This window comes from Pseudomonas sp. 34 E 7 (assembly GCF_900005715.1).
GTDB lineage: Bacteria > Pseudomonadota > Gammaproteobacteria > Pseudomonadales > Pseudomonadaceae > Aquipseudomonas > Aquipseudomonas orientalis_A.
Window position 1 is genome coordinate 74189 of the sequence record NZ_CVTX01000185.1, and the last position, 25271, is coordinate 99459.

Sequence of the window (25271 nt, forward strand, 5' to 3'; positions counted from 1 at the left end):
AAGGCCCTGGCAAACCGGCGCTTCGGATCAATTAATCAAGAGTAATCAACAGCCGGTTACCGCCCTGGCAGGGCGTCATTGAGGCAGGCATGCGCTCCGGCTTTCGCCTTGCAGATAAGGCATCACTATCGGTGCCATGCCTTTGAGCACTTGCACCGGCAACGCCGAGGTGAACTTGAACCCCTGCGCCGAGCTGCCCGGTACGAATGCGGTGAGCGTGCCGAAATGGCGTTCGCCGATGTAGAACACAAACGTGGCGGTACGGTTGATCGCCTTGGAACTGAGGATGCGCCCGCCCGAACCGATGGCTTCGATGCGGTTATCGCCGGTGCCGGTCTTGCCGCCCATGGGCAGCGGTGTGCCGTCGGCCTGTTTGAAACTGCCGGCGACGCGTTTTGCGGTGCCGGCGTCCACCACCTGGGATAACGCGCCGCGCAAGGCGGTCGCCACTTCAGAGGGCATCACTCGTCGCGCCCGGCCGGGGTCGTTGATCACGCGCGTGTCATACGGTGTACCGGCGGCAAAGTGCAGGCTGTCGATGCGCAATACAGGCAGGCGCACGCCGTCGTTGAGGATGATGCCCATCAACTCGGCCAGGGCGGCGGGGCGGTCGCCGGAGCTGCCGATGGCGGTCGCCAGGGACGGCACCAGATGATCGAAGGGATAACCCACGGCCTTCCAGCGCTGATGGATCTCCAGGAACGCTTCGATCTCCAGCATGGTGCGGATACGGCTGTCGCGCGCACTCTGGTGACGGCTCTTGAACAGCCAACTGTAGACCTCCTGGCGCTCGAACTGGCTGGCCTTGACGATTTCGCTGAACGTCGCCTGCGGGTGGTTGATCAGGTAGCCCAGCAACCACAGGTCCAACGGGTGCACTTTGGCGATATAGCCCTGGTCGGGCAGGTCGTAGGCGCCGGGGCCGTAGCTGTCGTAGAGCGCGTCGAGACGCTTGTCGGTCAGCGTCTGCTGGGCCTTGGTGCCGGCCAGGCGGGCGCGTACGAAACTGTTGAAGCTGTCACGGCTGGCCTCGGGCAGCAGATAACGGTGCACCGCAGCCAGGCGGATCGCCGTGGGATGCAGGCTGTCGAGAAAGGTTTCCAGGCGCGCCTGGGTGTCTTTCTTCTGGTATTTCTTCCAGAACTTGAGCAGGAACGTGGTGCCTTCACGGTCGGCAAATTGCGCCAGGTATTCCTGGCGACGGGGCTCGTTGTCGTCCTTGAGCAGTTGCGCGCTGTTGTCGGCGCCGGTGTAGGTGGTGTAGCGCACCAGATCGCGCATCAGGCGAATAAACGGCAGGTTGATCGACTCACGCAGGGCGTCGCGCAGGGTCGGGTTGCGGCCGTTGTCTTCGTTGCGAAAGTTGTGGAAGCGGTGCAGGCCGCCGCCGGTGAAAAAGCGTTCGCCGGGGCTGGCGGAATAGGTGCGGTCAAGGGCGGCGTCGAGCATCTGCGCCAGGGGTTTGCCGGGATTTTGCAGCAGGTAGTCCACGGCCCAGCGACTGAGGCGGTCTTGTTCGGCGATCTGGACTTTTCTCAAGGCCGCGGGCGCGACGTTGACATAGCGCTCATGCAGCTCGGCGATGATTTGCAGGTAGGTGGTCAGCACTCGCAGCTTGGCGGTGGAGCCCAATTCCAGCTTGCTGCCCTCGTTGATGTCGAACGGTTGGTCGGTATTGTCGGTCTGCACGCGCACGCGGGCGCTGTCGGTAGTGCGCTCGAACAAGGTGAAGCTGTAGCGCACCTGCGGCGTGCTGGCAGGGGTGAGCAGACGCTCGCCTAACAGCCCGATCTGTTGGGCGTAGGCGGGGTCCGCCAGTTGCTTGAGGTAGGCGGTGACCTGTTCCTGCAAATCGCCCTGCAGCGTGCTGGTGGCTGACAGGTCCAGGCGATCAAGGTCGTAGAGCGGGCGATCGAGCAGTGCGCCCAGGCGGCTGCGGGCCATGCCGATGCCTTTGTTGGCCTCGATTTTCTGCGTGGTCGGTTGCTGCTGCCAGTCGCGATAGCTGGCCTGGCTGGCCAGCGCCGCTTTCAATAAACCAGGTTCCAGCAGCCCCTCCTGCGCCAGCAGCCGCAGGTGACTGTCGGTCAATTGCGCGAGCTCGTCGCGGCCCTTGCTCAGGTAATGCGAAGGACGGCGCTGGGCGATCATCAGCGACAGCACTTGGCGCAACGCCAGACCCCGTGACGCCAGACCGGCCGGGGTGTTCGCGGTGTCGGCCAGGGCCTGGTTGACCTGGGCGAAGTCTGCGCCGTACCACACCCGCAACCCCTCGGCCATGCCGTGCACTTCACCGTGGCCCGGCACTGCCGACAGCGGCACGCTGTTGAGGTAGTCGCGCACTATATTTTGCCGGGCCGGCAGCGTGTCGGTACCGTGTTGATAGGCGCGCACGCTGGCCGACAGCATCTGACGCAGTTTTTCGCTGCTCGACAGGGTCAGGCCGTCCGGTGAATGACGGTACTTTTCCAACTGCGTCGCCAGGGTGCTGCCCCCTGCCGTCTGCCCCGGCAGGTGCAACTGGCGCGCCACCTGCGACCAGGCGGCCTTGGCAAAACGCGGCCAGTCCACCGCCGGGTTGGCCTGGGCCGGTTCGGGGTCGAGCAGCGCCCGGTTTTCGATGAACAACAGGCTGCGCACCATCAACGGCGGCACATCGCTGAACTGCGCGTAAAGCTGCGTCGGGTAGTTGAATTGGTACAACGGCGCGGCACGGCAATCGGTGATGTTCAGCCCGGCCTGGATTTTTTCTGCATAGGGGATAAACAGGCCGTGACCGCTGTAGTTCATCAATGCCGTGGAGAAACGCGCCTGAGACTGGATCACGTAGTTGCGCTTGAGCAAGCGCGGCAGGAATTCGCCCAGGGCGCTGTAGCCCAGGCGCCGATCGAACGGCCCGGCACCGGGATACACGATGGCATCGCTGGCACCGGGCTCCACGCGATAGGTCAAGTGTGACGCCCATTGGCTGAGCATGCGCGCCTGCCAGCGGGCGCTGTGCATCTCGCGTAACGCGGCGAACCCCAGGGCGGCCAGCGCCAGCAGCAGGATCAGCCAGAACAGTCGACGCCATGGCCGAGGCGGTCTGGATTTTTTCGGCAATGGGGCGGGTGACGGGCTGTCGGCTTCAGCCTGATGCGGGTCGGTCTGCCACAGTGCGCCCATAGTCGATTGATCCATTCCTACAGATTGATCGGACTTGTCTGAAGCGTAGACGCGAATTGTCTGATCTACGAAGTTTGTCGATGGCCCGCATGCCACGGGTTTGTCCGAGGTGTCTGGATCCCGGCCCGTTATGCAATACTCTGCGCCGTTTTGCGCGCAGAAGGCCGTTCCAGACGCTTGGTGCTTGCTCCGTCCAAGCGCTTTTTCTCGGGGCATATCGCCAAATTTGCCTGTTTATAGAGTGAAATACCCTGGCGCGCGCTTTTTATACTGCATGCCCGCTGACCTGGCCGCTGACACATGCCAGGCGGGTTTGCCCACGAGGCAGGCCCGGTCAAGGCGGTGTATTTGCCTACCTGCAGATACGCCGACGCTCGGTGGTCAAATCCAATAACAAAATGAGGTTGTATCCCTATGCCTGTCGGCAAACCCCTGCCCCCTGGCGAGACCGTTCAAGGCGGCCCGCTCAAACGCGAACTCGGTGAACGGCATATTCGCCTGATGGCGCTCGGCGCCTGCATCGGCGTCGGCCTGTTTCTCGGCTCGGCCAAGGCCATCGAAATGGCCGGCCCGGCGATCATGCTCTCGTACGTCATCGGTGGCCTGGCCATTCTGGTGATCATGCGCGCCCTCGGCGAAATGGCCGTGCACAATCCTGTGGCCGGTTCGTTCAGCCGTTATGCCCAGGATTATCTGGGCCCATTGGCGGGCTTTCTCACCGGGTGGAACTATTGGTTCCTGTGGCTGGTGACCTGCGTCGCGGAAATCACTGCCGTGGCGGTGTACATGGGCGTCTGGTTCCCCGACACACCGCGCTGGATCTGGGCCCTGGCGGCGCTGATCAGCATGGGCACCATCAACCTGATCGCGGTCAAGGCGTTCGGTGAGTTCGAGTTCTGGTTCGCATTGATCAAGATCGTCACCATCATTGCCATGGTGATCGGCGGCGTCGGCATTATTGCCTTCGGCTTCGGCAATGACGGCGTGGCGCTGGGCATTTCCAACCTGTGGGCCCATGGCGGCTTCATGCCCAACGGCGTACAGGGCGTCTTGATGTCGTTGCAGATGGTGATGTTCGCCTACCTGGGCGTGGAGATGATCGGCCTTACCGCCGGTGAAGCGCGCAACCCGCAGAAAACCATCCCCAGCGCCATCGGTTCGGTGTTCTGGCGCATCCTGCTGTTCTACGTGGGCGCGCTGTTCGTGATCCTGTCGATCTACCCGTGGAATGAAATCGGCACCCAGGGCAGCCCGTTCGTGATGACCTTTGAACGCCTGGGCATCAAGACCGCCGCGGGTATCATCAACTTCGTGGTGATTACCGCCGCGTTGTCATCCTGCAACGGCGGCATCTTCAGTACCGGGCGCATGCTCTACAGCCTTGCGCAGAATGGCCAGGCCCCGGCCGCGTTCGGCACCACATCCAGCAATGGCGTGCCACGCAAGGCGTTGCTGCTGTCGATTTTCGCCTTGCTGTTGGGCGTGCTGCTCAACTACCTGGTGCCCGACCAGGTGTTTGTCTGGGTGACCTCCATCGCCACCTTCGGCGCGATCTGGACCTGGCTGATGATCCTGCTGGCGCAGCTCAAATTCCGTAAGGGCCTGAGCCCTGCCGAGCGTGCCGGTCTGCAGTACCGCATGTGGCTGTACCCGGTCAGTTCCTACCTGGCGCTGGCGTTTTTGCTGTTGGTGGTGGGCTTGATGGCGTACTTCCCGGACACACGGGTGGCGTTGTATGTGGGGCCTGCGTTTCTGGTGCTGTTGACGGTGCTGTATTACGTGTTCAAGTTGCAGCCGACCAATGCGGCGGCGCGCTCCGCAGCCTGAACCCTTAGGCTGAACCGGAGCCGGGAAATAGGGGAGCAGGCTTGCCCTGATGCCGATCAGTTAACGCAGATCCCCTGTGGGAGGGGGCTTGCCCCCGATGGCGGCCTCAGGACCGACCAGGATGTTGGGCCGACCCCGGTCCAAATGTAGGAGGGGCTTGCCCCCGATGGCGGCCTCAGATCCGACCAGGATTTTGGGTCGATCCTGGCCCAACTGTGGGAGGGGGCTTGCCCCCGATGGCGGCCTCAGGACCGACCAGGATTTTGGGTCGATCCTGGCCCAACTGTGGGAGGGGGCTTGCTCCCGATGGCGGCCTCAGAGCCGACCAGGATTTTGTGTCGATCCTGGCTCAAATGTGGGAGGGGGCTTGCTCCCGATGGCGACCTCAGAGCCGACCAGGATGTTGGTGTCGATCCCGGTCCAAATGTGGGAGGGGGCTTGCCCCCGATGACGGCCTCTGAGCCGATCAGGATGTTGGATCAGATCGCGTACATATCCGTTTCTGCGGTAACGGCCACTTAGGGTTCCGCCCTGACGGCGGGTCACTTTGGAAAAGCCCCAAAGTAACCAAAGGGCTCTTGCCCCACCACTCGGCACCTCGCCTAGGCTCGGTGTGCCCGAACGCAGGCTTGAATCCGTGGGCCGCCGCAATGGGCCATCCATGGCCCAGTGCGGCTAACCCGGCGTCCTGCCGGGTTGCCCACGGATTCAAGCCTGCGTTCGGCCAGCGTGGTTTAACGGGGCGCCTGAGATCAAGATCAAAAGCAGATCAAGAGCAAGAGCAAGAGCGGCTCGCTTCGCATCGTGGTTACGGTTGAGGCTACAGCGTTGTGCTAGACCGCCGGCGGCTGGAGCGCAGCGGCCCTGCGCTGGTCCAGTTGCCGATTGAACTCCAGCCACGCGGCAAACAAGTTCATCACGGCGGCCCCCACCAGCGCGGTGAATACCTGCATGGTGAAGGTATCGCCGGTCAGCGCGTTGACCATGTCCGCCAACGGCGCCAGGACCACGCCCAGGCAAAATACTTCCAGGGAGTAGCGCCCCATTCGCGCCAGTTGCCGTGCCAGCCACTGTTGCGTCCAGCCGACACCGGGGAGCAATTTCGCGGTGACATAGGCCAGCGCCAGGAAGTGCAGCAAGCGCACGGGGGACAGGTCGGTCTTGCTGATGGGGTACAGCCATTCGCCGATCAGGCGCGGCATCCACGCATCGTGCACGTCGGGCCAGCGCCACGACAGGGTGATCACGCACGCCGTCACCACATAAGCCGCCGCCGCGATGAACAACGGTTGACGCAGCAGCGGGCGCTGTTCAGCCGGGTGCGCCGCACGCAGGGCCGCTGCGCCGCCAAGGATAAACAGGCATTGCCAGGTGATCGGGTTGAAATACCACACCCCGCCGTTGCTGGCCGGCAGGTTCCAGCCCTGCCAGGGCGCCAGCAGGTAGACCGTCACAGAAATGCCCACCGCCACCCTCGGCACACGCAACAGCAAGGGCAGCGTGAGGGGCAGGCTGAGAATCAGCACGATATACAGCGGCAACGGGTCGGTCAGGTTGGGTTTGAAGCGCAGCAGCAACTCATCGACCAGGGCCTGCTGGGTATTGTTGAGGAAATACTCCAGGCCCATCTCCTGCACCAGGTCACGGGTTTCGATATGGCTGTTGGCGAAAATCACGATGCCCATCAACAGCGCCAGCAGAAAAATATGCACCACGTAGAGCGTCCACACCCGGCGCAGGATTTTCAGGCAGGCAATGAAGTAGCCATCGCGCTGCAGGATCTTGCCGTACGCCAGCACCGCCGCGTAGCCGGCCAGGAAGACGAAGATTTCGGCGGCGTCACTGAACCCGAAGTTCTGCACGGTGACATTGGCCAAGGGGTTGTGGGGCACGTGATCCCAGAATATGAAGATCAACGCCAGGCCCCGAAAAAAATCGATGCGCGGGTCGCGTCCGTTCAGCATGGCTGCGGGCTCTTGAACAAGTTGTTGAATGTAGATTAGCGAGCGCGGGCGTTTTCGTATGCGCGCGTCGGGCGGGCGCAGGTTGGCGGTATTTGTAGGCAATTGCAAAGGCTGGGTATTACCGAATGTCTCGACGGCCTGCCCGGCGTCCGGGCAGGCATTTACTGGAGGAATCAGGCAGCGGCCACCTCATGCGGCTCAAAGCTGTCCGCCCGCGCCATCTGCCACATCCGCGAATAGAACTCGCCGTTCACCTCGCCGGTGAGCAACTCGCCCGGCTTGAGGAACACATGCAACTGCGAGAACAATTTGATCTCGGTTGCCGACATGCGGCGCACCAAGTGCTTGGCCGACAGCTGCGACGGATGATCAAGCCCGGCGGCGGCGAGCATTTCCGCCAGGGCATGGAGGGTGTTGCGGTGGAAGTTGAATACCCGCTGGGCCTTGTCCGGCACCACCAGCGCTCGTTGGCGCAGCGGGTCTTGGGTCGCCACGCCGGTCGGGCATTTGTTGGTGTGACAGGACTGCGACTGGATGCAGCCGATGGCGAACATGAAGCCGCGCGCCGAATTGGCCCAGTCGGCGCCGATGGCCAGCACACTGGCAATGTCGAAGGCACTGACGATCTTGCCGCTGGCGCCGAGCTTGATCTTGTCGCGCAGGTTCAGCCCCACCAGCGTGTTGTGCACGAACAGCAGGCCCTCGCGCAGCGGCACGCCAATGTGGTCGGTGAACTCCACGGGTGCGGCGCCGGTACCGCCTTCCTTGCCGTCGACCACGATAAAGTCCGGCAGGATGCCGGTTTCGAGCATGGCCTTGGCAATGCCCATGAATTCCCACGGGTGGCCCAGGCAGAACTTGAAACCCACCGGTTTGCCGCCGGACAGCTCACGCAGTTGGGCGATGAAGTGCATCAGCTCGATTGGCGTGGAAAATGCACTGTGGCGCGACGGTGAAATACAGTCTTCGCCCATCAGGATGCCGCGGGTGTCGGCGATTTCCCGGGTGACTTTGTGCTTGGGCAAAATCCCGCCATGACCGGGCTTGGCGCCCTGACTCATCTTGATTTCGATCATGCGTACTTGCGGGTCCTGCGCTTGCACGGCGAAGCGTTGCGGGTCGAAACGGCCGTCGCTGGTGCGACAGCCGAAGTAGCCGCTGCCCAGTTCCCACGTCAGGTCGCCGCCGTTTTCGCGGTGGTAGGGGCTGATGCTGCCTTCGCCGGTGTCATGGGCGAAATTGCCCAGTTTGGCGCCCTGGTTCAGCGCCCGGATCGCATTGGCACTGAGCGAGCCGAAGCTCATCGCCGAAATATTGAACACCGACGCCGAGTACGGCTGTGTGCACTGCGGGCCACCGACCATCACGCGAAAGGCGCTGGGGTCGCTCAACGGTGCGGGCCGCATGGAGTGGCCGATGAACTCGAAGCCCGCCTGATACACATCGATCAAGGTGCCGAAAGGTTTGTCGGCGGTTTCGTTCTTGGCGCGCGAATACACCAGCGAGCGCTGTGCTCGGGAAAAGGGCAGGGCATCGCTGTCGGATTCGAGCAGGTACTGGCGAATTTCCGGGCGGATGGCTTCCACCAGATAACGAATGTTGCCCAGGATCGGGTAGTTGCGGCGCACGGCGTGGGGACTTTGCAGCAGGTCGAAAATGCCGATCAGGCTGAGGAGCCCGGTGACCAGCGTGACGGGCCACAGCCATTCGTGTTGGATAAAGGGCAGGCTGCCCAGAGTGAATATGACGCATGCGGCAAAGAACGCGTAACGGCTTAGTAACGACAGGCTCATACGGTTTTTTCCTTGGTTCGGACTCTTCAGGTCGATCCGGCATTCTGCGCCCGTATCCAAACACGCGACAAGGATTGAAGGCCCTGTCGCGGCAGGCGCACGCCATGGAACCGTTGGCTGAAAGGTAGCCACTATCGGTGCAGGACGCCCGCTTTCCCCTGCCTCTGGAGTCATCGCTCATGCCGATCTCGTCTGCTGTTTCCGGCCATTCCATTATCAATCAAGGCCTGCCCCCCGCAGGCGGCCGTGAACAGCCTGTCGCCCAGCCCGGGCAGCGGATCGGGCCCGCTCGGCACGAGGCTTCCCACGTCAACCGCGACGGCACTCAACCGGGAAAGCTTCAGCGGTTCGCCGCCGAGGCCGGCAAGAACCTGTGGTTTATCCCTGGTATGAGTAACGTGTTGCTGGGCATTGCAAAGGCCAAGTCCAATGGCGAGAGCGCTGTCAGTGGCGCACTGGCCGGGTTCAACAAGACCTGTACAGATGGCTTTGACCAGGCGCTGGTCGGCGCGGCCACTGGGGACTACAAGGCCGTCGCCAAAGGCTACTTCGACGCGGTGAGAAAGAACGAGGCCACGCCGGGCTCCGTCAAAACCGGCTTGCACGAGGTGTCGGATGCCGTGGGCCTGGCTACCGCGTTGCGCGCCGGAAAGTCGTGACAACGGTTTTATCGGCCACTGCGGGACGCTCCTCACAGGCCGCTCTGGTTCCCAAAGCGGCTGTTTTTGACTGTTTTTCCATACCGCTCGTCGCCGTATATCCGTGTCAGTTGAATATTCAAGAAAGCCATGTAAAGTCAGTCATTAACGAATAACGTTAAGCATTAAGCGATCATAAGAAGCTTCAAATGCGCTGACACACGAACCCTTTTTGAAACCGGCCGAACCCGGCGTTGGTCTGCCATCGTTTCTGTGGCGGAACGAAAGTTGAGCATGCTTGATGCTGCAGTTGACCTCGCCGATTTGCGGTCACCGCCAGGAAACAGGTTGGAACAGTTGTATGGTGACAGAGAAGGGCAGCACAGTATCCGAATCAATGGTCAGTTCCGGGTCTGTTTCGTTTGGGGGCCTCATGGTCCGGAAAACGTTGAAATTGTGGATTACCACTGAGGTGAATCATGTTTAAGAATGGCATGCGTCCCGTACATCCTGGAGAAATTCTCAAGGAAGAATACTTGGAGCCGCTGGGCCTGACTGCGGCAGCGCTCGCGAGGGCGCTGCACGTATCCGCGCCCACGGTGAATGACATCGTATTGATGCGTCGCAGTATCAGCGCAGATGTCGCGTTGCGTTTGGCGGCTGCACTGGAAACATCCGCGCAGTTCTGGCTGAACTTGCAGACCGCCTATGATTTGCGTACTACGGAAATTGCCAAGGGCGCTCAGATCTGCAAGGAAGTCGAGAAAGTTGCGCATTGCGCATGATGCGATAGCCGTGTCAATTCAAGACCGGTGAGCAGTCCGGTTTTTTGGCGGCGTGCCCTACGCCGCCGTCTGCCGGATCGGCAGCACCACACGAAACGTCGTTCCCTTGCCCAGCTCACTGCTGACCGAGATATTCCCCCGGTGTTTCTTGACGATGCCGTAGGACAGTGACAGCCCCAGCCCGGTGCCTTCGCCCACCGGCTTGGTGGTGAAGAACGGGTCGAAAATCTTCTGTACGGTGTCGGCGGCAATGCCGCAGCCGTTGTCCGTCACTTGCAGCCAGACCGTGTCGCCGTCCACGCCGTTGCTGATGGTGATGGTGCCGCGCTCCGGCCCCATGGCCTGGGCGGCGTTGATCACCAGGTTCATCACCACCTGGTTGAGCTGCGAGGCCAGGCATTCGATGTCCGGCAGTGGCGTGTAGTGCTTGATCACATCGGCCTTGTACTTGAGTTCGCTGGCGACGATGTTCAGCGTCGAATCGATGCCGTGTTGCAGATTGGCGAACTGCCACGTGTTGCTCAAGCGAGCACTCCTTGTGGCCCGGGGCCTGGTGATTGGCGTCGGTAGCGTGCTGCCCACCTTCGCCCATGCTGGCGACTTGCCCTGACAGCATAGCCGAGCTCGCTTGATATCGACGGTGAGTTGGCGTCAAATCAACAACGCTTTCGCGCGCTCGGCCTGGACAGGCCCGGCACACCGGTTCCATCGAGCTTAATTTGATTTAATTTGAAGGCAGAGTCGCCATGGATGAACCACTCGCTACCAAGCCTGCCGTTTTGCTGGTTGACGATGAAGAGTCGATCCTCAACAGCCTGCGCCGCCTGTTGCGCAGCCAGCCCTATGACGTCGTGCTGGCCACCGGCGGTGCCCAGGCGCTGGAGATCATGGCGACCCGGCCCATCGACCTGGTGATGAGCGATGCGCGCATGCCCGGTATGGACGGGGCCACACTGTTGGCCGAGGTCCACCGTCTGTACCCGGGCACCCGCCGCATTCTGCTCACCGGTTATGCCGACTTGAGCACCATCGTCAAGGCGATCAACGACGGCCAGATTCACCGCTACATCAGCAAGCCCTGGAATGACGAAGAGTTGCAGTTGATCCTGCAGCAAACCCTCGAACACCAGCGGCTCGAGCGTCTCACCCATGCGCAGAACGACCAGCTCAAGGCGCTCAACGCCACGCTGGAAAAACGCGTGACGGCGCGCACCGCCGAGTTGCAACAGACCGCCGACATGCTCGACCTGGCCTACGACGAGCTCAAGCGCAGCTACGTGACCGGTACCGAAGTGTTTTCCCTGCTGGCCAACCTGCGCTTGCCCAAGGACAAGCAGACCAACCGCGCGTTGATCGAATTGGTCCGCGTGTACTGCACCACCCAATCCATCGATGAAGCCGACACGCGCGACCTGACCATGGCCGCCGCGCTGTACAACATCGGCAAGTTGAGCTGGAACGACAGCATGATGGTTGCGCCGTCGGACAGGCTGCACAGCACCGACCGTGAGCTGTATCGCGAATACCCGACCCAGAGCGAGTCGTTGCTGATGACCCTGGAGCCGATGAAGGACGCGGCGCGCATCATTCGGCATCACCAGGAGCGTTGGGACGGCTCGGGGTTTCCCGACCACCTCAAGGGCGACGCGATCCCGCCGGGTTCGCGGCTGTTGAAGTTGGCCGTGGACTTCATCGAGCTGCAAAAGGGCCTGATCCTGGAGCGGCACCTGAACAGCGACGAAGCGCTGCTGTATATCCGCAGGTACGCCAGGCGCCTGTATGACCCGCAATTGGTCGAGGATTTTGTCCAGGCCTGCGCCACCTTTCTCAGCGATGTGACACTGGGTGATCCCACAGTCAAAGTCCTCACCACGCGCGAACTGGAGGACGGTATGGTGCTGGCGCGCAACCTCAATGCCGACAATGGCATGTTATTGCTCAACGCCGGCAAGGTGCTGAACCTGCCGCTGGTGGACAAACTGATCGCATTCGAGGCGATGGAGGGGGCAAAATACAGCGTATTTATCAAGCAACCTGACGAGATAACCCTTCCTACATGAGCCACTCAACCATTCGCATCGCCGCCGCCGTCCTGATCGATAAAGAGGGCCAAACGTTGCTGGTGCGCAAGCGCGGGACGTTGGCCTTCATGCAACCGGGCGGCAAGATCGACCCTGGCGAGCAGGCCGTGGAGGCGCTTGCTCGTGAGCTGCATGAAGAACTGAACCTGCACATCGACCCGGCACAAGCGCTGTACCTCGGCCAGTTCTCGGCGCCCGCCGCCAACGAGCCGGGTTTCACCGTGCAGGCCGAGCTGTTCCAGTTGCACATCGACGTGGCGGTCACTCCGGCCGCGGAAATTGAAGAAATACGCTGGATCGATCCAGCAGGCGACGGTGGTCTGCACCTGGCGCCTCTGACGCGCGATTTGATCCTGCCGTTCTATCGCGACTCGCTGGCTGGCGCGTGATGATTCGCTCGCTGGACGCCGACGATGCGCAAGCCTATCGCGCGTTGATGCTTGAGGCTTACGACACTTATCCCCAGGCGTTCACCTCCAGCGTTGCCGAGCGCGCAGCGATGCCGTTGAGCTGGTGGGAAAAGCGCCTCGACAGCCCGCTGGATCGACTGCTAGGCGCCTTCGAGGGCGATCAACTGGCGGGTATTGTCGGGTTGGCATTCGAGCCTCGGGAAAAGGCGCGGCACAAAGTGACCCTGTTCGGCATGTACGTGACCCAGGCTTACCAGCAAAGAGGCCTGGGCCGGCAACTGGTAGAGGCGGCGCTGGTGGAAGCGCGCCGGCATCCGCGCCTGAAGTTGATCCAGCTGACGGTGACTGCCGGCAACGAGGCAGCGCTTGCGCTCTACCAGCGCTGCGGTTTCATCCAGTACGGCCTGGAGCCGCTGGCGGTGCGGGTGGGGGATGAGTATTTCGACAAGATCCACCTGTGGCGCGAATTGACCGATCACTGATACCCACTGTAGGAGCGAGCTTGCTCGCGAAAAACCTCAACGATAACGCGTGCTTCCTGAATGAACGCGGTGCCTGTGAGTTTTTCGCGAGCAAGCTCGCTCCTACAACATCAGGGCAAGCCCCACCTGTTTGCCGGCGGCGCTCAGCGCACTGCACTGACCCCATCCAGGGTGGAAAACGACGTGTCCTTGGCCGTCAGCAAAAAGTCGCGCATGTACGGCGCATCCAGCATGTCCTCCCGAATCCCCGCATACAGCGTGGCGAACAAACCTTTCTCGCCCAGCCGCTTGGCCTTCACATACCCGCGCGAGCTGTATTCATGCAGCGCCCAGTGCGGCATGCCGCACACGCCACGGCCGCTGGCCACCAATTGCATCATCATCACCGTCAGCTCCGAGGTGCGCACCTGGGCGGGCTCGACGTCGGCCGGTTCCAGGAAGCGCGTGAAGATGTCCAGGCGGTCACGTTCCACCGGGTAGGTGATCAGGGTTTCCGTCAGCAGGTCTTCGGGCACGATGTACGCCTTGTTTGCCAGCGCGTGCTGGTTGGCCACGGCGAGCATGGCTTCGTAGGTGAACAGCGGCACATAGGAGATACCCGGCAGTTCCAGCGGGTCGGAAGTCACTACCAGGTCCAGGTCGCCACGCGCCAGTGCCGGCAATGGCGCGAAGGCAAAGCCGGAGGCGAGGTCCAGCTCGACCTCCGGCCAGGCATCGCGGAACTGGTCGATGGTCGGCATCAACCACTGGAAGCAGCTGTGGCATTCGATGGCCATGTGCAGGCGTCCAGCCGTACCGCCAGCCAGCCGCGCGATGTCGCGTTCGGCGCCGCGCAGCAAGGGCAGGGTCGCGTCCGCCAGTTGCAGCAGGCGCAGGCCGGCGCTGGTGAAGCGCACGGGCTTGGTCTTGCGCGCGAACAACTGCATGCCCAGGCGCTCTTCCAGCTCCTTGAATTGGTGGGACAGCGCGGACTGGGTCAGGTGCAGGCGCTCGGCGGCCTCCACCAGGCTGTCGGCTTCGCGCAAGGCGTGCAGGGTCTTGAGGTGGCGGATTTCGAGCACGGTGGTCTCCATGAATTAAATTTATGCGCAATGATAAGACATTGAGCCGTATTCATGTTGGCCCTCGCGCCATTCGGTTCACCCCAGTGGTTGGAAGTGCGCGCGTGCAAAGGGCTTGTCAATATTGCCGCGCCAGATGGCCGTGTCCGCAAAGGTCGCTCCGGCACCCGTCCTGGCGGCTTGCCATTTCATGCCCAGGTACTGTTGATCGTGGCGCTTCAAATGTGCCTTGGAGAAACCGTCGAAAGGTGAATGCTGCGCGTCATAGTGAAAATGCGCGTACCAGATCGGTTTGTCGGCCGGCCCCTGTTTGCCGGTGTCGTACACCTCATACTCCTGCAGATAGTCGTCTTGCCCATCCGGGCGTTTATCCCTGAGCTTCTGGCGGGGGCCTTTCTTTCGAATCACGACTCGGCCCTTGCTGATCAGGTAATCCAGATAGCCTTCGGTTGGGGTTCTGCTTTCCAGGCTGCGCTGGACCCTCAGGCCTTCCCCGGCCTGCTCAAGTGCGCTGGCGCGGGTACGCAGTTGTTCGATAATCGGGTGCTCGGCGGCCAGGCGTTGCACGTTGTCGGCGCGGGACCTGAGCTCTTTGGCTTCGGTGACCAGCCTGTGCTCGAGGTTGACCGGCTCCATGGTCTTGTAGCTTCGGACATGGTTTTCGAAGGTGTCCGCTGCCCTCAAGCGCGCCTGGGCATTTGCGACGACGCCGTTGATGTCGGTCGGCAGCGGCAGCGGGGCGGTTACCGGGCGGCTCTGGAGCGTGTTTAAGCGATAGGTGTTGCCATCGCCTATCTTGTCCCAGATTTCAACGGGCGCGCCGTCTGCGTCGCTGATGATGAACTGCCTGGGGGACTGTTGCCCCGCCGGTTTTTCGGTGCCGATCAATAATTGCCCGTCTTCGGTTTCGAAGATGGCGTGCGTGGCGGTCGGCTTTGGCTCGGAGGCGGGTTTCTTGATTGCACGTTGAGCTTTTCGAATCAGGCGTTCAAGGTCGTCTTGCAGGCGCGTGAGAAAGCTTTTGTCAAAATGCTTCGGCGAGCTTGCGTTCCAGGCGCTCAGGTCACGGGACAGTTCTTCGTAGACGTTCATGCAGTTATGCAATACCCGGTTGCGTTCTACCCGGCTGATATTGGCCTCGTTGAGGGTCATGTGCGTGGTCAACGCACGGTCGAACCTGCTCCTGGATTGATGCACGGCGACCTCCTGGAACAGCCAGTCAATGGTCATCGTGTCCGTGCGCAGGGTGAGCGCCTGCATGAGATTACTGCTTCTCATGCTGGCCAGGCGCAAGTCGGTAAACCGGTGTTTCCAGGCATTCAAGTAGGAGGAGATCTCCGTGCGTGTGTGTCTGACGGTGATGTGTTTGACCCACTGGCCCATGTCTTTCATCGAGCGCTCTATCGTGTCCAACTCGTCCAGCGAGTCCAGGCGACACTGTCTGATTTCACGGGTCAGTGCTTGACGTACGCCTGGGGCATGAGATGAATCGTTCAGTTGGCCGGTGATCTCGATTGTCCGGTCAATAAGAACGCTGGCCCGGTCTTTCGCGTTTTGGATCAGATGGTTCAAGCGGTCCGCTACGATGTGCGCTGTTCTGTTCAGTTCCTCGGCATAGTCGAGGTCGCGAATATGCACGTGCTGTTGCTTGGCCGTTTCGAACGACGCGTGCATTTTCTTGCCGTTATCAATGTCCCTGGTCAGCGCGATGTCCAGGTTTTTACTGTCCACCAGTTTTTGCGGGGCTATGGCGGACTGGTCCGGATAGTCGCTGGTGAATTTCTTGAGGTGGTGGGTGGTCGTGGTGACCTGGCCATAAAAGTCACGCGCCTGGTTTTGCAGTGACTGGCCCAGATCAAGGCGCTGCATGTTGACCTCAAGTGCCGCTGCAGGCAGTTGCCGGGCGACAGCCGCCGGGACGTTCGCCTGTGCCCGCGACGCGCCACGTCGTGTACGCCGGCTGCCGCCGCCATAACCGGTGAGGTGGCCGCCATGCAGGGCCCCATAGGTATCCCATTGCAGGGCCTGATCCAGGGCAATGGCCGGAGAGTAATACTTGCCCTGGGCAACCAATCGCATTTCGTGGGTGGTGGCGTCGAACCGGACCTTGAAAGGGCGACCTTCACTGAGGATGTAATGCTCGCCTGAGGTATGGCGCAGGGTGTGGCGATAGGGCCCGGTCTGGACCGGTTGCAGGCTGCCGGCCTCAAGGATGCCGGGGTGTTCATAGCCGGCAAAGCGTTGTCGGGCAGTCGCGCCCTGGCGTGACTTCAAGGCTCGCCAGACGCTGAGGCCGACGCCCTGTTTAAGTTGGTGGGCGGCATTCAGTTGCCGCGCCGCGCTGCCACGCGCGTTGGGTGCAGCGGCAATCGCCAGCGCATCCATGGCCGCATACACCAGGCATTCGAATACCGAAGCCAATTGATCGATGCCATGCGCGGTGTCACCGCGCCTGAATGCAGCGACGGCTTGATACAGGCTGGTGGTGGCGTCAGCCAGGGACACTGCCGTGCCGATAAAGGGGATGAACGACAGGGCGATTTTGATGCCGTTCAATACCTTGCCGCTCTGGAGCGCGTATTTCTCGTGGGCCAGGTCGTCGTTAGAGCGCGCCTCCTTTCGATGGGCCTCCAGCAGACGGCCCATGTGGGCGTCCAACTGGTGGGTGGCCAGCGTTGTGGTGGTTGGCCAGGGAAAACCTGCCTGAATCATCGCGTCGTAGCCTTTGACGGTGGCGTGGTCGATGCGCTGGACGTGTGCCTGCACATCGCCCTGGACCGCACGTCCCGCCACGTATTGCACCATGGTGTCGAGCCGGCACAGTTCGAACAGGGCAATGCGCGCCTGCTCGAGGCTGGCATAACTGCGCAGGTAGCGTTCGTCAGGTGCGTCGGGCAGGTAAAGCAGGGTGTTGCCCGAGTTTTGTTCTTCGATGAAGGTGATGCCCGACAGCGTGATCTGGCTTTGCTGGCGCGTATCCGCGCCGCCGGCACTGAGGTGGGCCGGTAGCAGGCGGATGCGTTTGCCGCCTGCGTTCCAGGCGGCCTGGGTGTCGGCATCGATGGCGGTCTGGAGCAGTTGCAGTGCGTCGGCGCTGATGTGGTTCTGCATGCGCGCCAACAGGCCTTGTATGTTGAGCATCAGGCGCCACGGCTCCACCAGGCATTCGCGGCGGTAGCGCTTTTGATGGATGGATTCCCCGGGGGCACCCTTGAAGGCTTCAAGGATACGGACTTCGTACTGCCTGGCCAGGTCAAGGTCGGTGACCAGATTCGCCAGATAGCGTTTTGTGACGCCTGCCTTGAGGGTGTCACGTTCCTCGGCGGCGTCGGCGGTCACTTCGACGCTCACGAACCCCAGGCGCAGGCTCAGATCGGCATCGAGGTTGCGTAGCGCCAGATCGTCCAGGGATACCTTGCTGCGACTGGCACTGGGCACGTCAATGACTTTGACCGGAGTACCCGGCGCGGAGCCGGCGATGGTGTCGCGTCGCTGCTCCACCGAGTCTGGCATCTCCAGTTGGAGCGTAAAGCCTTTTTGGATGGCGAAATCCTTGCGTATACGCGCGTCGATCTTGCGCCTCACGAACACCTCGCGTGGCGGCAGGGAGCGCTGCAGCAACGCTTGCGCACGTTTCAACGCCGGTACGTAGGCGCGCAGGAGCGTTTTGAGGGCCTCGCGTTTTTCCACGGCTTGGGCGCCCAGCCATGACGGTAGTTGTTCGGCCAGCAGTCGCGCATTGTGCTGCTCGATGAGCAACAAGTACGCTGCCTCGCGCGCCGAGTTATCGGGTATCAACAGGCCCGGCAGCGTTTGCGCACGCAGCTTTTCAAGCGCTGCGGCACGTTGTGAGGCGTGTTCATCGCCTGGCCATGCCTGACGTATACGCGCGGCCTGGTCTTCAAAGGCAAGCTGTTGGCTGCTGAGGCTATGGTCGAACGGGTTCCGGGTGAGCGTGGTGAACTGCAGGGCCAGTTGCTTATCCTGGGGTTGTATGCCGAATACGCTTTCTTCAAGGGCCTGGCGCGAATCGAAGCGCTGCAAACCGCCGTCGCTGCCAGGCCAATAAATGATATGTACGCCGTCATGGGGCCCTGGCGTCGATGCCGTCCGGGGTGGGAGCCATACCAGTGGCCCACTGAGTTCGGTACGGGTTGGCGTTGAATGGCCGGTTCGAGTAACCGACAGTGTCAGCGCGACGACGTCAGGCGCGGGGGAGGCCAAAGCGCTTTCGATCAGGTGCAGTTCGTCTTCACTGATCTGCGCCAGGGTGCGCTGGATGTGCGCCTCGATCCGCAAACCTTGCACGCGAGCCTGGTACAGCGCTGTGTAGTGCCTGTTGAGTGCGTCGAGATCCAGCGGTGCTCGATTGAGCATGGCGCGCGCCGCCGTTTCAGCGGCGTGCTGTTGCACCCTGAGGGCGTCCAATTGTTGCTTGAATGACTGCCAGCGCTCACTCGTTGGCGTGTCGCTGCCCAGCAGGTTTTCCAGCGCATGACGGTGGTGTTGCATTAAAGCCTTGCGCTGGTGGCTATCGACACCGTTGTGCAGCAGGCCGAATTGAGGGAGGTGTGCAGTGATCACGGTGTCGTCAGCCGATTCCGGCGGTGCGGGCATCGCGGCAAACAACGATCGGGTTTTACGCTGGGCATCAAGCCCGTCGACGTGTTGAAGGGCCAGGAATGCGTCGTGCAGCGGCACGTTCGCGAGCGGGCGGATAGCGTCCTGGTACTGCTCCTCGGTCAACTGCTTCAACCACAGGGTGATGCCCATTTCCAGCGGGTTGCTGTTGACCTTGTATTCGACCCTTGCCAAAGGATCGACCTCGGTGGTGCCGAACAGCGCTTGCTGGCGGTCGAGCACCGAGCGCTCCATGGCCCCACGGCTGCTGAATGCCTGCCATGCCGGCACCTGTGTCGGCAGGTACAGCAATTGGCTGACCGGCGGTTCTGTATCCAGGCTCAATACCCAGGCGCCGGACAGGGCGATGGCGTGGGCGCCGTGGGGTTTGAGAAAAACGTGCTCGGTGTAGCGTGTTGGCGCCTGCGCCGTGGCCGGCCCTGGATAGAGCAGCGAGAACACGGGGTCCAGGACTTCGGTGTGGACCTGCCCCTCGGCGAGCGCGCGCTCGGCGCTGGCTTCGATGTGAATTCGGTACAGCTCTATGACCCGCTTGTAGCAAGTGACCGGCGAATGAGGCGCGCGCTGCGTACGCCAGTAGCGCAGCCACTGGTCATCCAGGCTTTGCTCCAGATCGAGGACTTTCAGTTCGTCGAGCAGCATGGCGACCGTGTACTGCGCCAGTGCATGGGCCGGCGGCAGGTTGACCACGCTGGCCTGCGGCATGTGCGTGGTGTCCAATGCCGGGTGTTGTTGCATGTAGAGGCAAGCATCGGTCAGGGCTATCCGGCTACGCCCCCGTTGCTCGGTGGCGGGGAACACCAGGGTCACGCGTTCACCGTCCAGTTGAAGCTGCTCGTGGAGCATCAGGTTGATCGTGCTACGCAGCGTTGGAATACCGGCCATCAGGGTGAGCAGCTCGGACCGGCAATCTTGCAGGCGTTGCGTGGCGTCCGAGAACAGAGGCGCGTCGATGGTCGGTTGCAATAATGGGTGCGTCGCTGCAGGCAGGACAATGGAAGCAAGCATGGGACTGATTCGCTCTAGAAGGCCAAAGCCCTATTAGAGGTCGACGCGCCGACCGGTCGGCTGCATATAGCTATCGACATGACCGCCGGGCACTCTTCATCAAACTGTCATCGAACTGTGGCAGCGCGCTTGAACAAAGTTCATCAGACTCGCGCTCTACTGGGGTTCTGCGTTTCGGTGTTTTTCATGCGCGTGTTGCTTTTACTGGCCGCTCTGTTGTTCGGCCTGCCGTCTTTTGCGGCTTCTCGATGTGATGTCAATGTCCCGACCCAAACGGTCGACCTGGCTCAGGTGAGCATCGCCTACCAGAGTATCGGGCGTGCGTCCGACCCTGCCTTGCTGTTGGTGATGGGCCTGGGTGGGCAGTTGATCCATTGGCCGGATGAAGTGGTGGTCGCCCTGTGCGAGCAGGGTTTCCGGGTGATCCGCTATGACAATCGCGATGTGGGCCTGTCAACCTGGCGCCAGACCCCGGCCAGTGCCAACCTGACCTTCGAAGTGCTGCGCTACAAGCTCGGCCTGCCGGTGTCGGCACCCTACACGCTGACCGACATGGCCGACGACGCCCTGGGCTTGATGGATGCGTTGCAGATTCGGCAATTCCACGTACTGGGTGCAAGCATGGGCGGCATGATCGCCCAGCACCTGGCGGCGATGGCGCCGCAACGGGTGGAGAGCCTGACGCTGATCATGACCAGCTCCGGCGCCGAGGGCCTGCCCGCTCCGAATGCGGCGCTGGTGCAGTTGTTGTCGCGGCGCAGCGCGCCCAATCGCGAAGTCGCCCTGGAGCAGCAAGCCGATCTGCTTGCTGCGCTGGGCAGCCCGACGGTGAAGGATGACCGCCAGGCCTTGCTGCATCAGGCGGCGTTGGCCTATGACCGCGCGTTCAACCCCGAAGGCGTGAAGCGCCAGATCATGGCGATCCTCGCCGAACCGAGCCGCGTGCCGTTGCTCAACCAATTGCGCGTGCCGACCCTGGTAGTGCACGGCACCGCCGACCCGCTGTTGCCGGTGATGCACGGCGTTCATCTGGCCGCGCATATCCAGGGCAGCCAGCTGAAATTGATTCCGGGCCTGGCCCATCGTTTTCAGGAAGCATTCAAGGCGCCGTTGCTGGCGGCGGTGCTGCCTTACCTGCAGGCCCATCGCGACGATGCGGCGCACTGGGCGCGGGTTGACGTGGGGGCGCGTTCGAAGCTGCTGTAGAGGTGGTGTATCGTGTCGCTTTGCGCCGCATTAATGCCAGCGAGGTTGTCCATCATGAGTACTCCCCTGAAAATCGATTTCATCAGCGACGTATCCTGCCCCTGGTGCATCATCGGCCTGCGCGGCCTGACCGAGGCACTTGATCAGCTTGGCGCCGAGGTGCAGGCCGAGATTCATTTCCAGCCGTTCGAGCTGAACCCGAAGATGCCCCCTGAAGGGCAGAACATCGTCGAGCACATCAGCGAGAAATACGGCTCCAGCGCCGAAGAGTCCCAGGCCAACCGCGCGCGCATCCGCGACATGGGCGCCGAGCTGGGCTTTGCCTTTCGTACCGACGGCCAAAGCCGCATCTACAACACCTTCGACGCGCACCGCCTGTTGCATTGGGCCGGGCTGGAAGGTTTGCAGTACAACCTCAAGGAAGCGCTGTTCAAGGCCTACTTCACCGACGGCCAGGACCCTTCCGACCACAAAACCCTGGCGATCATCGCCCAAAGCCTTGGCCTGGACCCCCAGCGCACCGCTGAAATTCTCGCCTCTGACGAATATGCCGCCGAGGTGCGTGAGCAGGAGAAATTGTGGTTGACCCGCGGCGTGACCTCGGTGCCGACCATCGTGTTCAACGACCAGTACGCGGTCAGCGGTGGTCAGCCGGCCGAAGCCTTTGTTGGCGCCATTCGTCAGATCATCACTGAGTCCAAAAACTAGAGCCAGACACCGATCAAAATGTGGGAGGGGGCTTGCCCCCGATGAGCATAGGTCTCCACACAACGCTGTAGCGCCCAACCGTAACCACGATGCGCAGCGAGTCGCCCTTGATCTTGATCTGCTTTTGATCTTGATCTCAGGCGCCCCGTTAAACCACGCTGGCCGAACGCAGGCTTGAATCCGTGGGTAACCCGGCAGGACGCCGGGTTAGCCGCACTGGGCCATGGATGGCCCATTGCGGCGGCCCACGGATTCAAGCCTGCGTTCGGGCACACCGAGCCTAAGCGAGGTGCCGAGTGGTGGGGCAAGAGCGTTTTGCTTACTTTTGCGCTTTTCAAAAGTGAGCCGCCGTAAGGGCGGAACCCAAAGAAGCCGTGACCGCAGAAACGGATATGTACCCGGTCCAATCCAGCATCCTGGTCGGCCCCGAGGCCGCCATCGGGGGCAAGTCGAATCGTCGCACCGCCCCTCCCACATTTGGACCTCGGAGCGTCAGGTAGACACGCGTTGGCTAATGCGGCCGTCACGGGAGCAAGCCCCCTCACACATTGTGATCTGTGCAGGTTTGAATATTTAGCTGGCCCGCCCCTTGCATTGACCCCCTAAAGCCCACCCGGTCTGCGGCTGGGCGCTGCCATTAGGGGTGAAACATTACCTTGAACATTCTTGACCTCGACCACAGCCTCACCGGTCAGGCGCCGATTGCCCGGCGGTTGGCCAGCGGCCGGGCGACGCGCCTCGACCTGCTGGACCTGGGCCCGAAACTGCGCCTATGGTCCACGGAAAAAACCTGGAAGCGCTTTGTAGAGCGCCTGGCCCAACGGCCACGGCCCAGCAATGCACGCCCGGAAATCCTGTTCGTCGGCTCCGGCGACTACCACCACCTCACGCCGGCGTTCCTGGCCGACCTGAAGGAGCCCGTCAGCCTTATCCACTTCGACAACCACCCCGACTGGGTGCGCTTTGCGCCCAAGCGTCACTGTGGTTCGTGGGTCAACCGCGCGCTGAAAATGCCGGCGATCAAACGCATCGTCACCCTGGGGCCTTGCAGTGACGACCTGCATAACCCGCAACTGCGCGGCGGTAACCTTGGCGCCCTCAAGCGCGGGCAATTGCAGCTGTTTCCCTGGCAGCACCCGCCGTCGCAGGTGTGGGGCCGGATCGGCGATGGCGCCGGGCACCAACAGCAGGAAAACCACCTGCACTGGCGCAACCTGGCGGAACTGGATTGGGCGGCCTTCCTCAAGGAGATGATCGCCAGCCTGCCCACCGACGCGATCTGGATCACCATCGACAAAGACGTACTGGCCAGCGAAGACGCCGCCACCAATTGGGACCAGGGTGGCATGCGCCTGAGCCACTTGCTCCAGGCCCTGCGGGCGTTGGCGGCGGATAAACGCATCCTTGGCATCGACGTGTGCGGCGAGTTTGCGCCGCCGGCCTTCAGCAACGCCTTCAAGCGCTGGGAGGCCAAGTCCGACCAGCCACCGCCCGAGCGGTGGAGCGCGCAGGATTTGCAGCGCAATGCGGCGACCAATGAAGCCTTGATCGACCTGTTTGAGGAGCTGTTCCCGTGACCCTGACCGTGGTGCTGTTGCTGGCGTTTTCGATTGTTCTCGATGTGATTGGCCAGTTGTGTTTCAAGCTGGGCGTGGACCGTTTACCGCAACTTGAGGGCGGTTTTCGCCTGCGCGCGTTCTGGGGCCAGGTGTTCAATGCGCCGCTGCTCTGGGCCGGCGTCGGGGCTTATGTGATCGAGTTTTTCGTCTGGCTCGAAGCTTTGTCCCGTGCGCCGTTGAGCCTGCTGTTTCCGCTGGCGGCGTTGGCCTATTGCCTGGTGGTGCTGGCGGGCAGGGTCGTGCTCAAGGAAACCGTCAGCCGACGGCGTTGGCTGGGCACGCTGGTGATTACTTTCGGTGTGATGTTGGTGGCGATTGCGGGAGGCCAGGCATGAGTACGCAAACCCTCGATACGGGCTGGCTGCATGGGCGTCTTGGCACGTTGGTGCTGTGGGCGCTGTTGATCGCCACTGAAAGTGCCGGGCAACTGTTTACCAAGGTGGCCGGTGATCAATTGGGCCAGATGGATTTCAACTGGCAGTGGCTGACACAGGTGGCGCGCAACCCCGGGATTCTGGCGGCGATTGCCAGTTATCTCGGCGCTTTTTTTGTGTGGATGCTGATCCTGCGGCGCAGCAGTTTGTCTTTGGCCTTTCCGCTGAGTTCGCTGGTGTTTGTGGCGGTGCTGCTGGGGTCCTGGCTGGGGCTGGGGGAGCACATCAGCGTTTTGCACTGGGTGGGTGTGGCGGTGATTGTGGCGGGGATTGCGCTGTTGGCGGAGGGAGAAGAGAACTGACCGGTCTGGTGTGTCCAGCTCGGTTCAACATGTGGGAGGGGGCTTGCCCCCGATGGCGGTGGGTCAGTCGCAGATGCACTCACTGACACTCCCTCATCGGGGGCAAGCCCCCTCCCACATGTTGATCTCTATACATCAGGTAGATCGGTGGTGGCTTTTAATTGAAGCTGTAGCTGATCGCCGTCTGCACCTGGCGCTGGTTGACGCTGCCGGCCTGCCTGACGATGCTGCTCTTGGCTGCCGAACCGACCAGATGGACCCAACTGGCGCTGGTCAGCAATGACCAGTGCGTCGCCACCGGGAACGCGAAGCTCTGGCTCAGCGTCACGTTCTGCACGCCACCGCTGGCGGTGTAGGGCCGAAAGCCCGTGGCGGCGGCTTCGTGGTTGTCCACGCCGAAGAAGGTATTGGCCTGGCGTGCATCGGCAATATGCGCGACCAGCCCGGTGCTGCCGATCATCCCGCCACCCAGTGGATAGCCCAGTTCGCCGCCGACTTTGCCGAGCGCGCCACTTTGCGTATGCCCACCGCCCACGGCCTGGCCCACCTGCGCGTAGACCCGCCAGAAATCGGCCGGGGCGTATTGGACGAACCCGCCGACCTCAGCCATGTCCGACACATTGCGCAGACCTTGCAGCGCGCCGTTGGACGTACGCCCCGACAGGTAATTGATATACGGGCCTGCGGTGATGCCATGGGCGTTCAACGCGCTCCAGGTCAAGCCGTCATCGGTGCCCAGGCTGACGTCGCCCCAGTCCAGGTCCAGGTAGGGCACGGGGCGGGTTTCGTAGCGGCTGCCCGTCGGGTCATGGGGCTGGTAGCTGAGGCCGGCGCCCACGTCGCCGCTGATGCCTTGCGCGCAGGCGGCACTGGAGAGGCCACACAGCCCGAGAAACCCTGCGCATACGACAGACGTGAAGGTGGACATGGCACGCTTTCCTGATGAGTTCATGCGCGCATGAACGCGCAGACGCCGCCTCGCGCGCAAGCACTCATCTTGTTTGTAGCAAGCTACAAAAATTGTAGCTCGCCGAACCCACATCCTCTGCAAACCCTGAGAAAACCCCAGCCCCGCGGGGCCCTGGCCTGTTGGCACGCTCCCTGCTCTACCGGTTATGCAAGCGCATACAGCGCGCCTCTTTCCAAA

General features: G+C 61.9%; 18 protein-coding genes and 1 pseudogene. 12 read left to right on the forward strand and 7 right to left on the reverse strand.

From position 1 onward, the window contains the following. Positions 1–75: 75 nt before the first annotated feature. Positions 76–3165 carry a transglycosylase domain-containing protein gene (locus BFP96_RS25000; RefSeq protein ID WP_065937215.1) on the reverse strand — a complete coding sequence of 1030 codons (3090 nt, stop codon included), beginning with the start codon at positions 3163–3165 and terminating at the stop codon, positions 76–78. 414 nt (positions 3166–3579) lie between these two features. On the opposite strand from BFP96_RS25000, the gene BFP96_RS25005 reads away from it, so the two are divergent. Then, positions 3580–4992 (forward strand): amino acid permease, encoded by a 1413-nt coding sequence (locus tag BFP96_RS25005; RefSeq protein ID WP_065898227.1) that lies wholly within the window; start codon positions 3580–3582, stop codon positions 4990–4992. An 833-nt stretch (positions 4993–5825) separates the two neighbouring features. On the opposite strand, the gene BFP96_RS25010 is transcribed toward BFP96_RS25005, so the two are convergent. Both BFP96_RS25010 and BFP96_RS25015 read right to left on the reverse strand, forming a co-directional pair. Then, positions 5826–6956 carry an OpgC family protein gene (locus BFP96_RS25010; protein ID WP_065937216.1) on the reverse strand — a complete coding sequence of 377 codons (1131 nt, stop codon included), beginning with the start codon at positions 6954–6956 and terminating at the stop codon, positions 5826–5828. A 173-nt stretch (positions 6957–7129) separates the two neighbouring features. Then, a complete protein-coding gene (locus tag BFP96_RS25015; RefSeq protein ID WP_065898225.1) occupies positions 7130–8749 on the reverse strand; it encodes an FMN-binding glutamate synthase family protein in 1620 nt (539 codons plus the stop codon). A 179-nt stretch (positions 8750–8928) separates the two neighbouring features. On the opposite strand from BFP96_RS25015, the gene BFP96_RS25020 reads away from it, so the two are divergent. The 3 genes from BFP96_RS25020 to BFP96_RS25025 all read left to right on the forward strand — a co-directional run bounded on the left by BFP96_RS25020 (position 8929) and on the right by BFP96_RS25025 (position 10172). After that, entirely contained in the window at positions 8929–9408 is a 480-nt protein-coding gene (locus tag BFP96_RS25020; protein WP_065937217.1) for a hypothetical protein, read from the forward strand. Positions 9409–9579: 171 nt separating this feature from the next. Next, a complete protein-coding gene (locus tag BFP96_RS29700; protein ID WP_083216686.1) occupies positions 9580–9858 on the forward strand; it encodes a type II toxin-antitoxin system RelE/ParE family toxin in 279 nt (92 codons plus the stop codon). An 8-nt stretch (positions 9859–9866) separates the two neighbouring features. After that, entirely contained in the window at positions 9867–10172 is a 306-nt protein-coding gene (locus BFP96_RS25025) for a HigA family addiction module antitoxin (protein WP_065898223.1), read from the forward strand. 57 nt (positions 10173–10229) lie between these two features. On the opposite strand, the pseudogene BFP96_RS25030 reads toward BFP96_RS25025, so the two are convergent. Beyond that, positions 10230–10688: pseudogene (locus BFP96_RS25030) on the reverse strand (sensor histidine kinase); the annotation flags it as partial. A 230-nt stretch (positions 10689–10918) separates the two neighbouring features. Here BFP96_RS25030 and BFP96_RS25035 point away from each other — a divergent pair. The 3 genes from BFP96_RS25035 to BFP96_RS25045 are packed head-to-tail and all read left to right on the forward strand — an operon-like array spanning position 10919 to position 13145. Further along, positions 10919–12232, forward strand: a complete 1314-nt coding sequence (locus tag BFP96_RS25035) for an HD domain-containing phosphohydrolase (protein ID WP_065937219.1) — start codon at positions 10919–10921, stop codon at positions 12230–12232. Next, entirely contained in the window at positions 12229–12642 is a 414-nt protein-coding gene (locus tag BFP96_RS25040) for an NUDIX hydrolase (protein ID WP_065885970.1), read from the forward strand. Before BFP96_RS25035 ends, BFP96_RS25040 begins: the two co-directional genes overlap by 4 nt. After that, on the forward strand, positions 12639–13145 hold the full coding sequence (locus BFP96_RS25045) for a GNAT family N-acetyltransferase (RefSeq protein WP_065937220.1): 507 nt from the start codon (positions 12639–12641) through the stop codon (positions 13143–13145). The genes BFP96_RS25040 and BFP96_RS25045 overlap by 4 nt, the downstream gene beginning before the upstream one ends. A gap of 143 nt (positions 13146–13288) precedes the next feature. On the opposite strand, the gene metR is transcribed toward BFP96_RS25045, so the two are convergent. Both metR and BFP96_RS25055 read right to left on the reverse strand, forming a co-directional pair. Then, positions 13289–14206 (reverse strand): transcriptional regulator MetR, encoded by a 918-nt coding sequence (metR, locus tag BFP96_RS25050; protein ID WP_065886448.1) that lies wholly within the window; start codon positions 14204–14206, stop codon positions 13289–13291. 78 nt (positions 14207–14284) lie between these two features. Next, positions 14285–19855, reverse strand: coding sequence for a dermonecrotic toxin domain-containing protein (locus tag BFP96_RS25055; RefSeq protein WP_256549191.1), 5571 nt, complete (start codon positions 19853–19855; stop codon positions 14285–14287). A gap of 186 nt (positions 19856–20041) precedes the next feature. Here BFP96_RS25055 and BFP96_RS25060 point away from each other — a divergent pair, with 186 nt between their 5' ends. The 5 genes from BFP96_RS25060 (at position 20042) to BFP96_RS25080 (ending at position 24124) form a co-directional block, all read left to right on the forward strand. Further along, complete coding sequence (locus tag BFP96_RS25060) at positions 20042–21061, forward strand: alpha/beta fold hydrolase (RefSeq protein ID WP_065937221.1); 1020 nt, start codon at positions 20042–20044, stop codon at positions 21059–21061. 54 nt (positions 21062–21115) lie between these two features. Then, positions 21116–21769, forward strand: coding sequence for a DsbA family oxidoreductase (locus BFP96_RS25065; RefSeq protein WP_065937222.1), 654 nt, complete (start codon positions 21116–21118; stop codon positions 21767–21769). Positions 21770–22425: 656 nt separating this feature from the next. Next, the gene (locus tag BFP96_RS25070; RefSeq protein ID WP_065937223.1) at positions 22426–23346 is read left to right on the forward strand and encodes an arginase family protein; all 921 of its coding nucleotides are present in this window, start codon (positions 22426–22428) and stop codon (positions 23344–23346) included. Beyond that, positions 23343–23723, forward strand: a complete 381-nt coding sequence (locus BFP96_RS25075) for an EamA family transporter (RefSeq protein WP_065885975.1) — start codon at positions 23343–23345, stop codon at positions 23721–23723. Before BFP96_RS25070 ends, BFP96_RS25075 begins: the two co-directional genes overlap by 4 nt. Next, entirely contained in the window at positions 23720–24124 is a 405-nt protein-coding gene (locus tag BFP96_RS25080) for an EamA family transporter (protein ID WP_065885976.1), read from the forward strand. Before BFP96_RS25075 ends, BFP96_RS25080 begins: the two co-directional genes overlap by 4 nt. A 157-nt stretch (positions 24125–24281) precedes the next feature. Here the strand turns inward: BFP96_RS25080 and BFP96_RS25085 are convergent, their stop codons facing one another. Next, complete coding sequence (locus tag BFP96_RS25085; protein WP_065937224.1) at positions 24282–25052, reverse strand: MipA/OmpV family protein; 771 nt, start codon at positions 25050–25052, stop codon at positions 24282–24284. Positions 25053–25271 lie beyond the last annotated feature (219 nt).

Coding starts and splice junctions, on each gene's coding strand:
- BFP96_RS25065 (WP_065937222.1), top strand. CDS start 21,116: ATGAGTACTCCCCTGAAAATCGATTTCATCAGCGACGTATCCTGCCCC.
- BFP96_RS25005 (WP_065898227.1), top strand. CDS start 3,580: ATGCCTGTCGGCAAACCCCTGCCCCCTGGCGAGACCGTTCAAGGCGGC.
- BFP96_RS25080 (WP_065885976.1), top strand. CDS start 23,720: ATGAGTACGCAAACCCTCGATACGGGCTGGCTGCATGGGCGTCTTGGC.
- BFP96_RS25020 (WP_065937217.1), top strand. CDS start 8,929: ATGCCGATCTCGTCTGCTGTTTCCGGCCATTCCATTATCAATCAAGGC.
- BFP96_RS25025 (WP_065898223.1), top strand. CDS start 9,867: ATGTTTAAGAATGGCATGCGTCCCGTACATCCTGGAGAAATTCTCAAG.
- BFP96_RS25040 (WP_065885970.1), top strand. CDS start 12,229: ATGAGCCACTCAACCATTCGCATCGCCGCCGCCGTCCTGATCGATAAA.
- BFP96_RS25035 (WP_065937219.1), top strand. CDS start 10,919: ATGGATGAACCACTCGCTACCAAGCCTGCCGTTTTGCTGGTTGACGAT.
- BFP96_RS25015 (WP_065898225.1), bottom strand. CDS start 8,749: ATGAGCCTGTCGTTACTAAGCCGTTACGCGTTCTTTGCCGCATGCGTC.
- BFP96_RS25000 (WP_065937215.1), bottom strand. CDS start 3,165: ATGGGCGCACTGTGGCAGACCGACCCGCATCAGGCTGAAGCCGACAGC.
- BFP96_RS25060 (WP_065937221.1), top strand. CDS start 20,042: ATGCGCGTGTTGCTTTTACTGGCCGCTCTGTTGTTCGGCCTGCCGTCT.
- BFP96_RS25010 (WP_065937216.1), bottom strand. CDS start 6,956: ATGCTGAACGGACGCGACCCGCGCATCGATTTTTTTCGGGGCCTGGCG.
- BFP96_RS25085 (WP_065937224.1), bottom strand. CDS start 25,052: ATGTCCACCTTCACGTCTGTCGTATGCGCAGGGTTTCTCGGGCTGTGT.
- BFP96_RS25055 (WP_256549191.1), bottom strand. CDS start 19,855: ATGCTTGCTTCCATTGTCCTGCCTGCAGCGACGCACCCATTATTGCAA.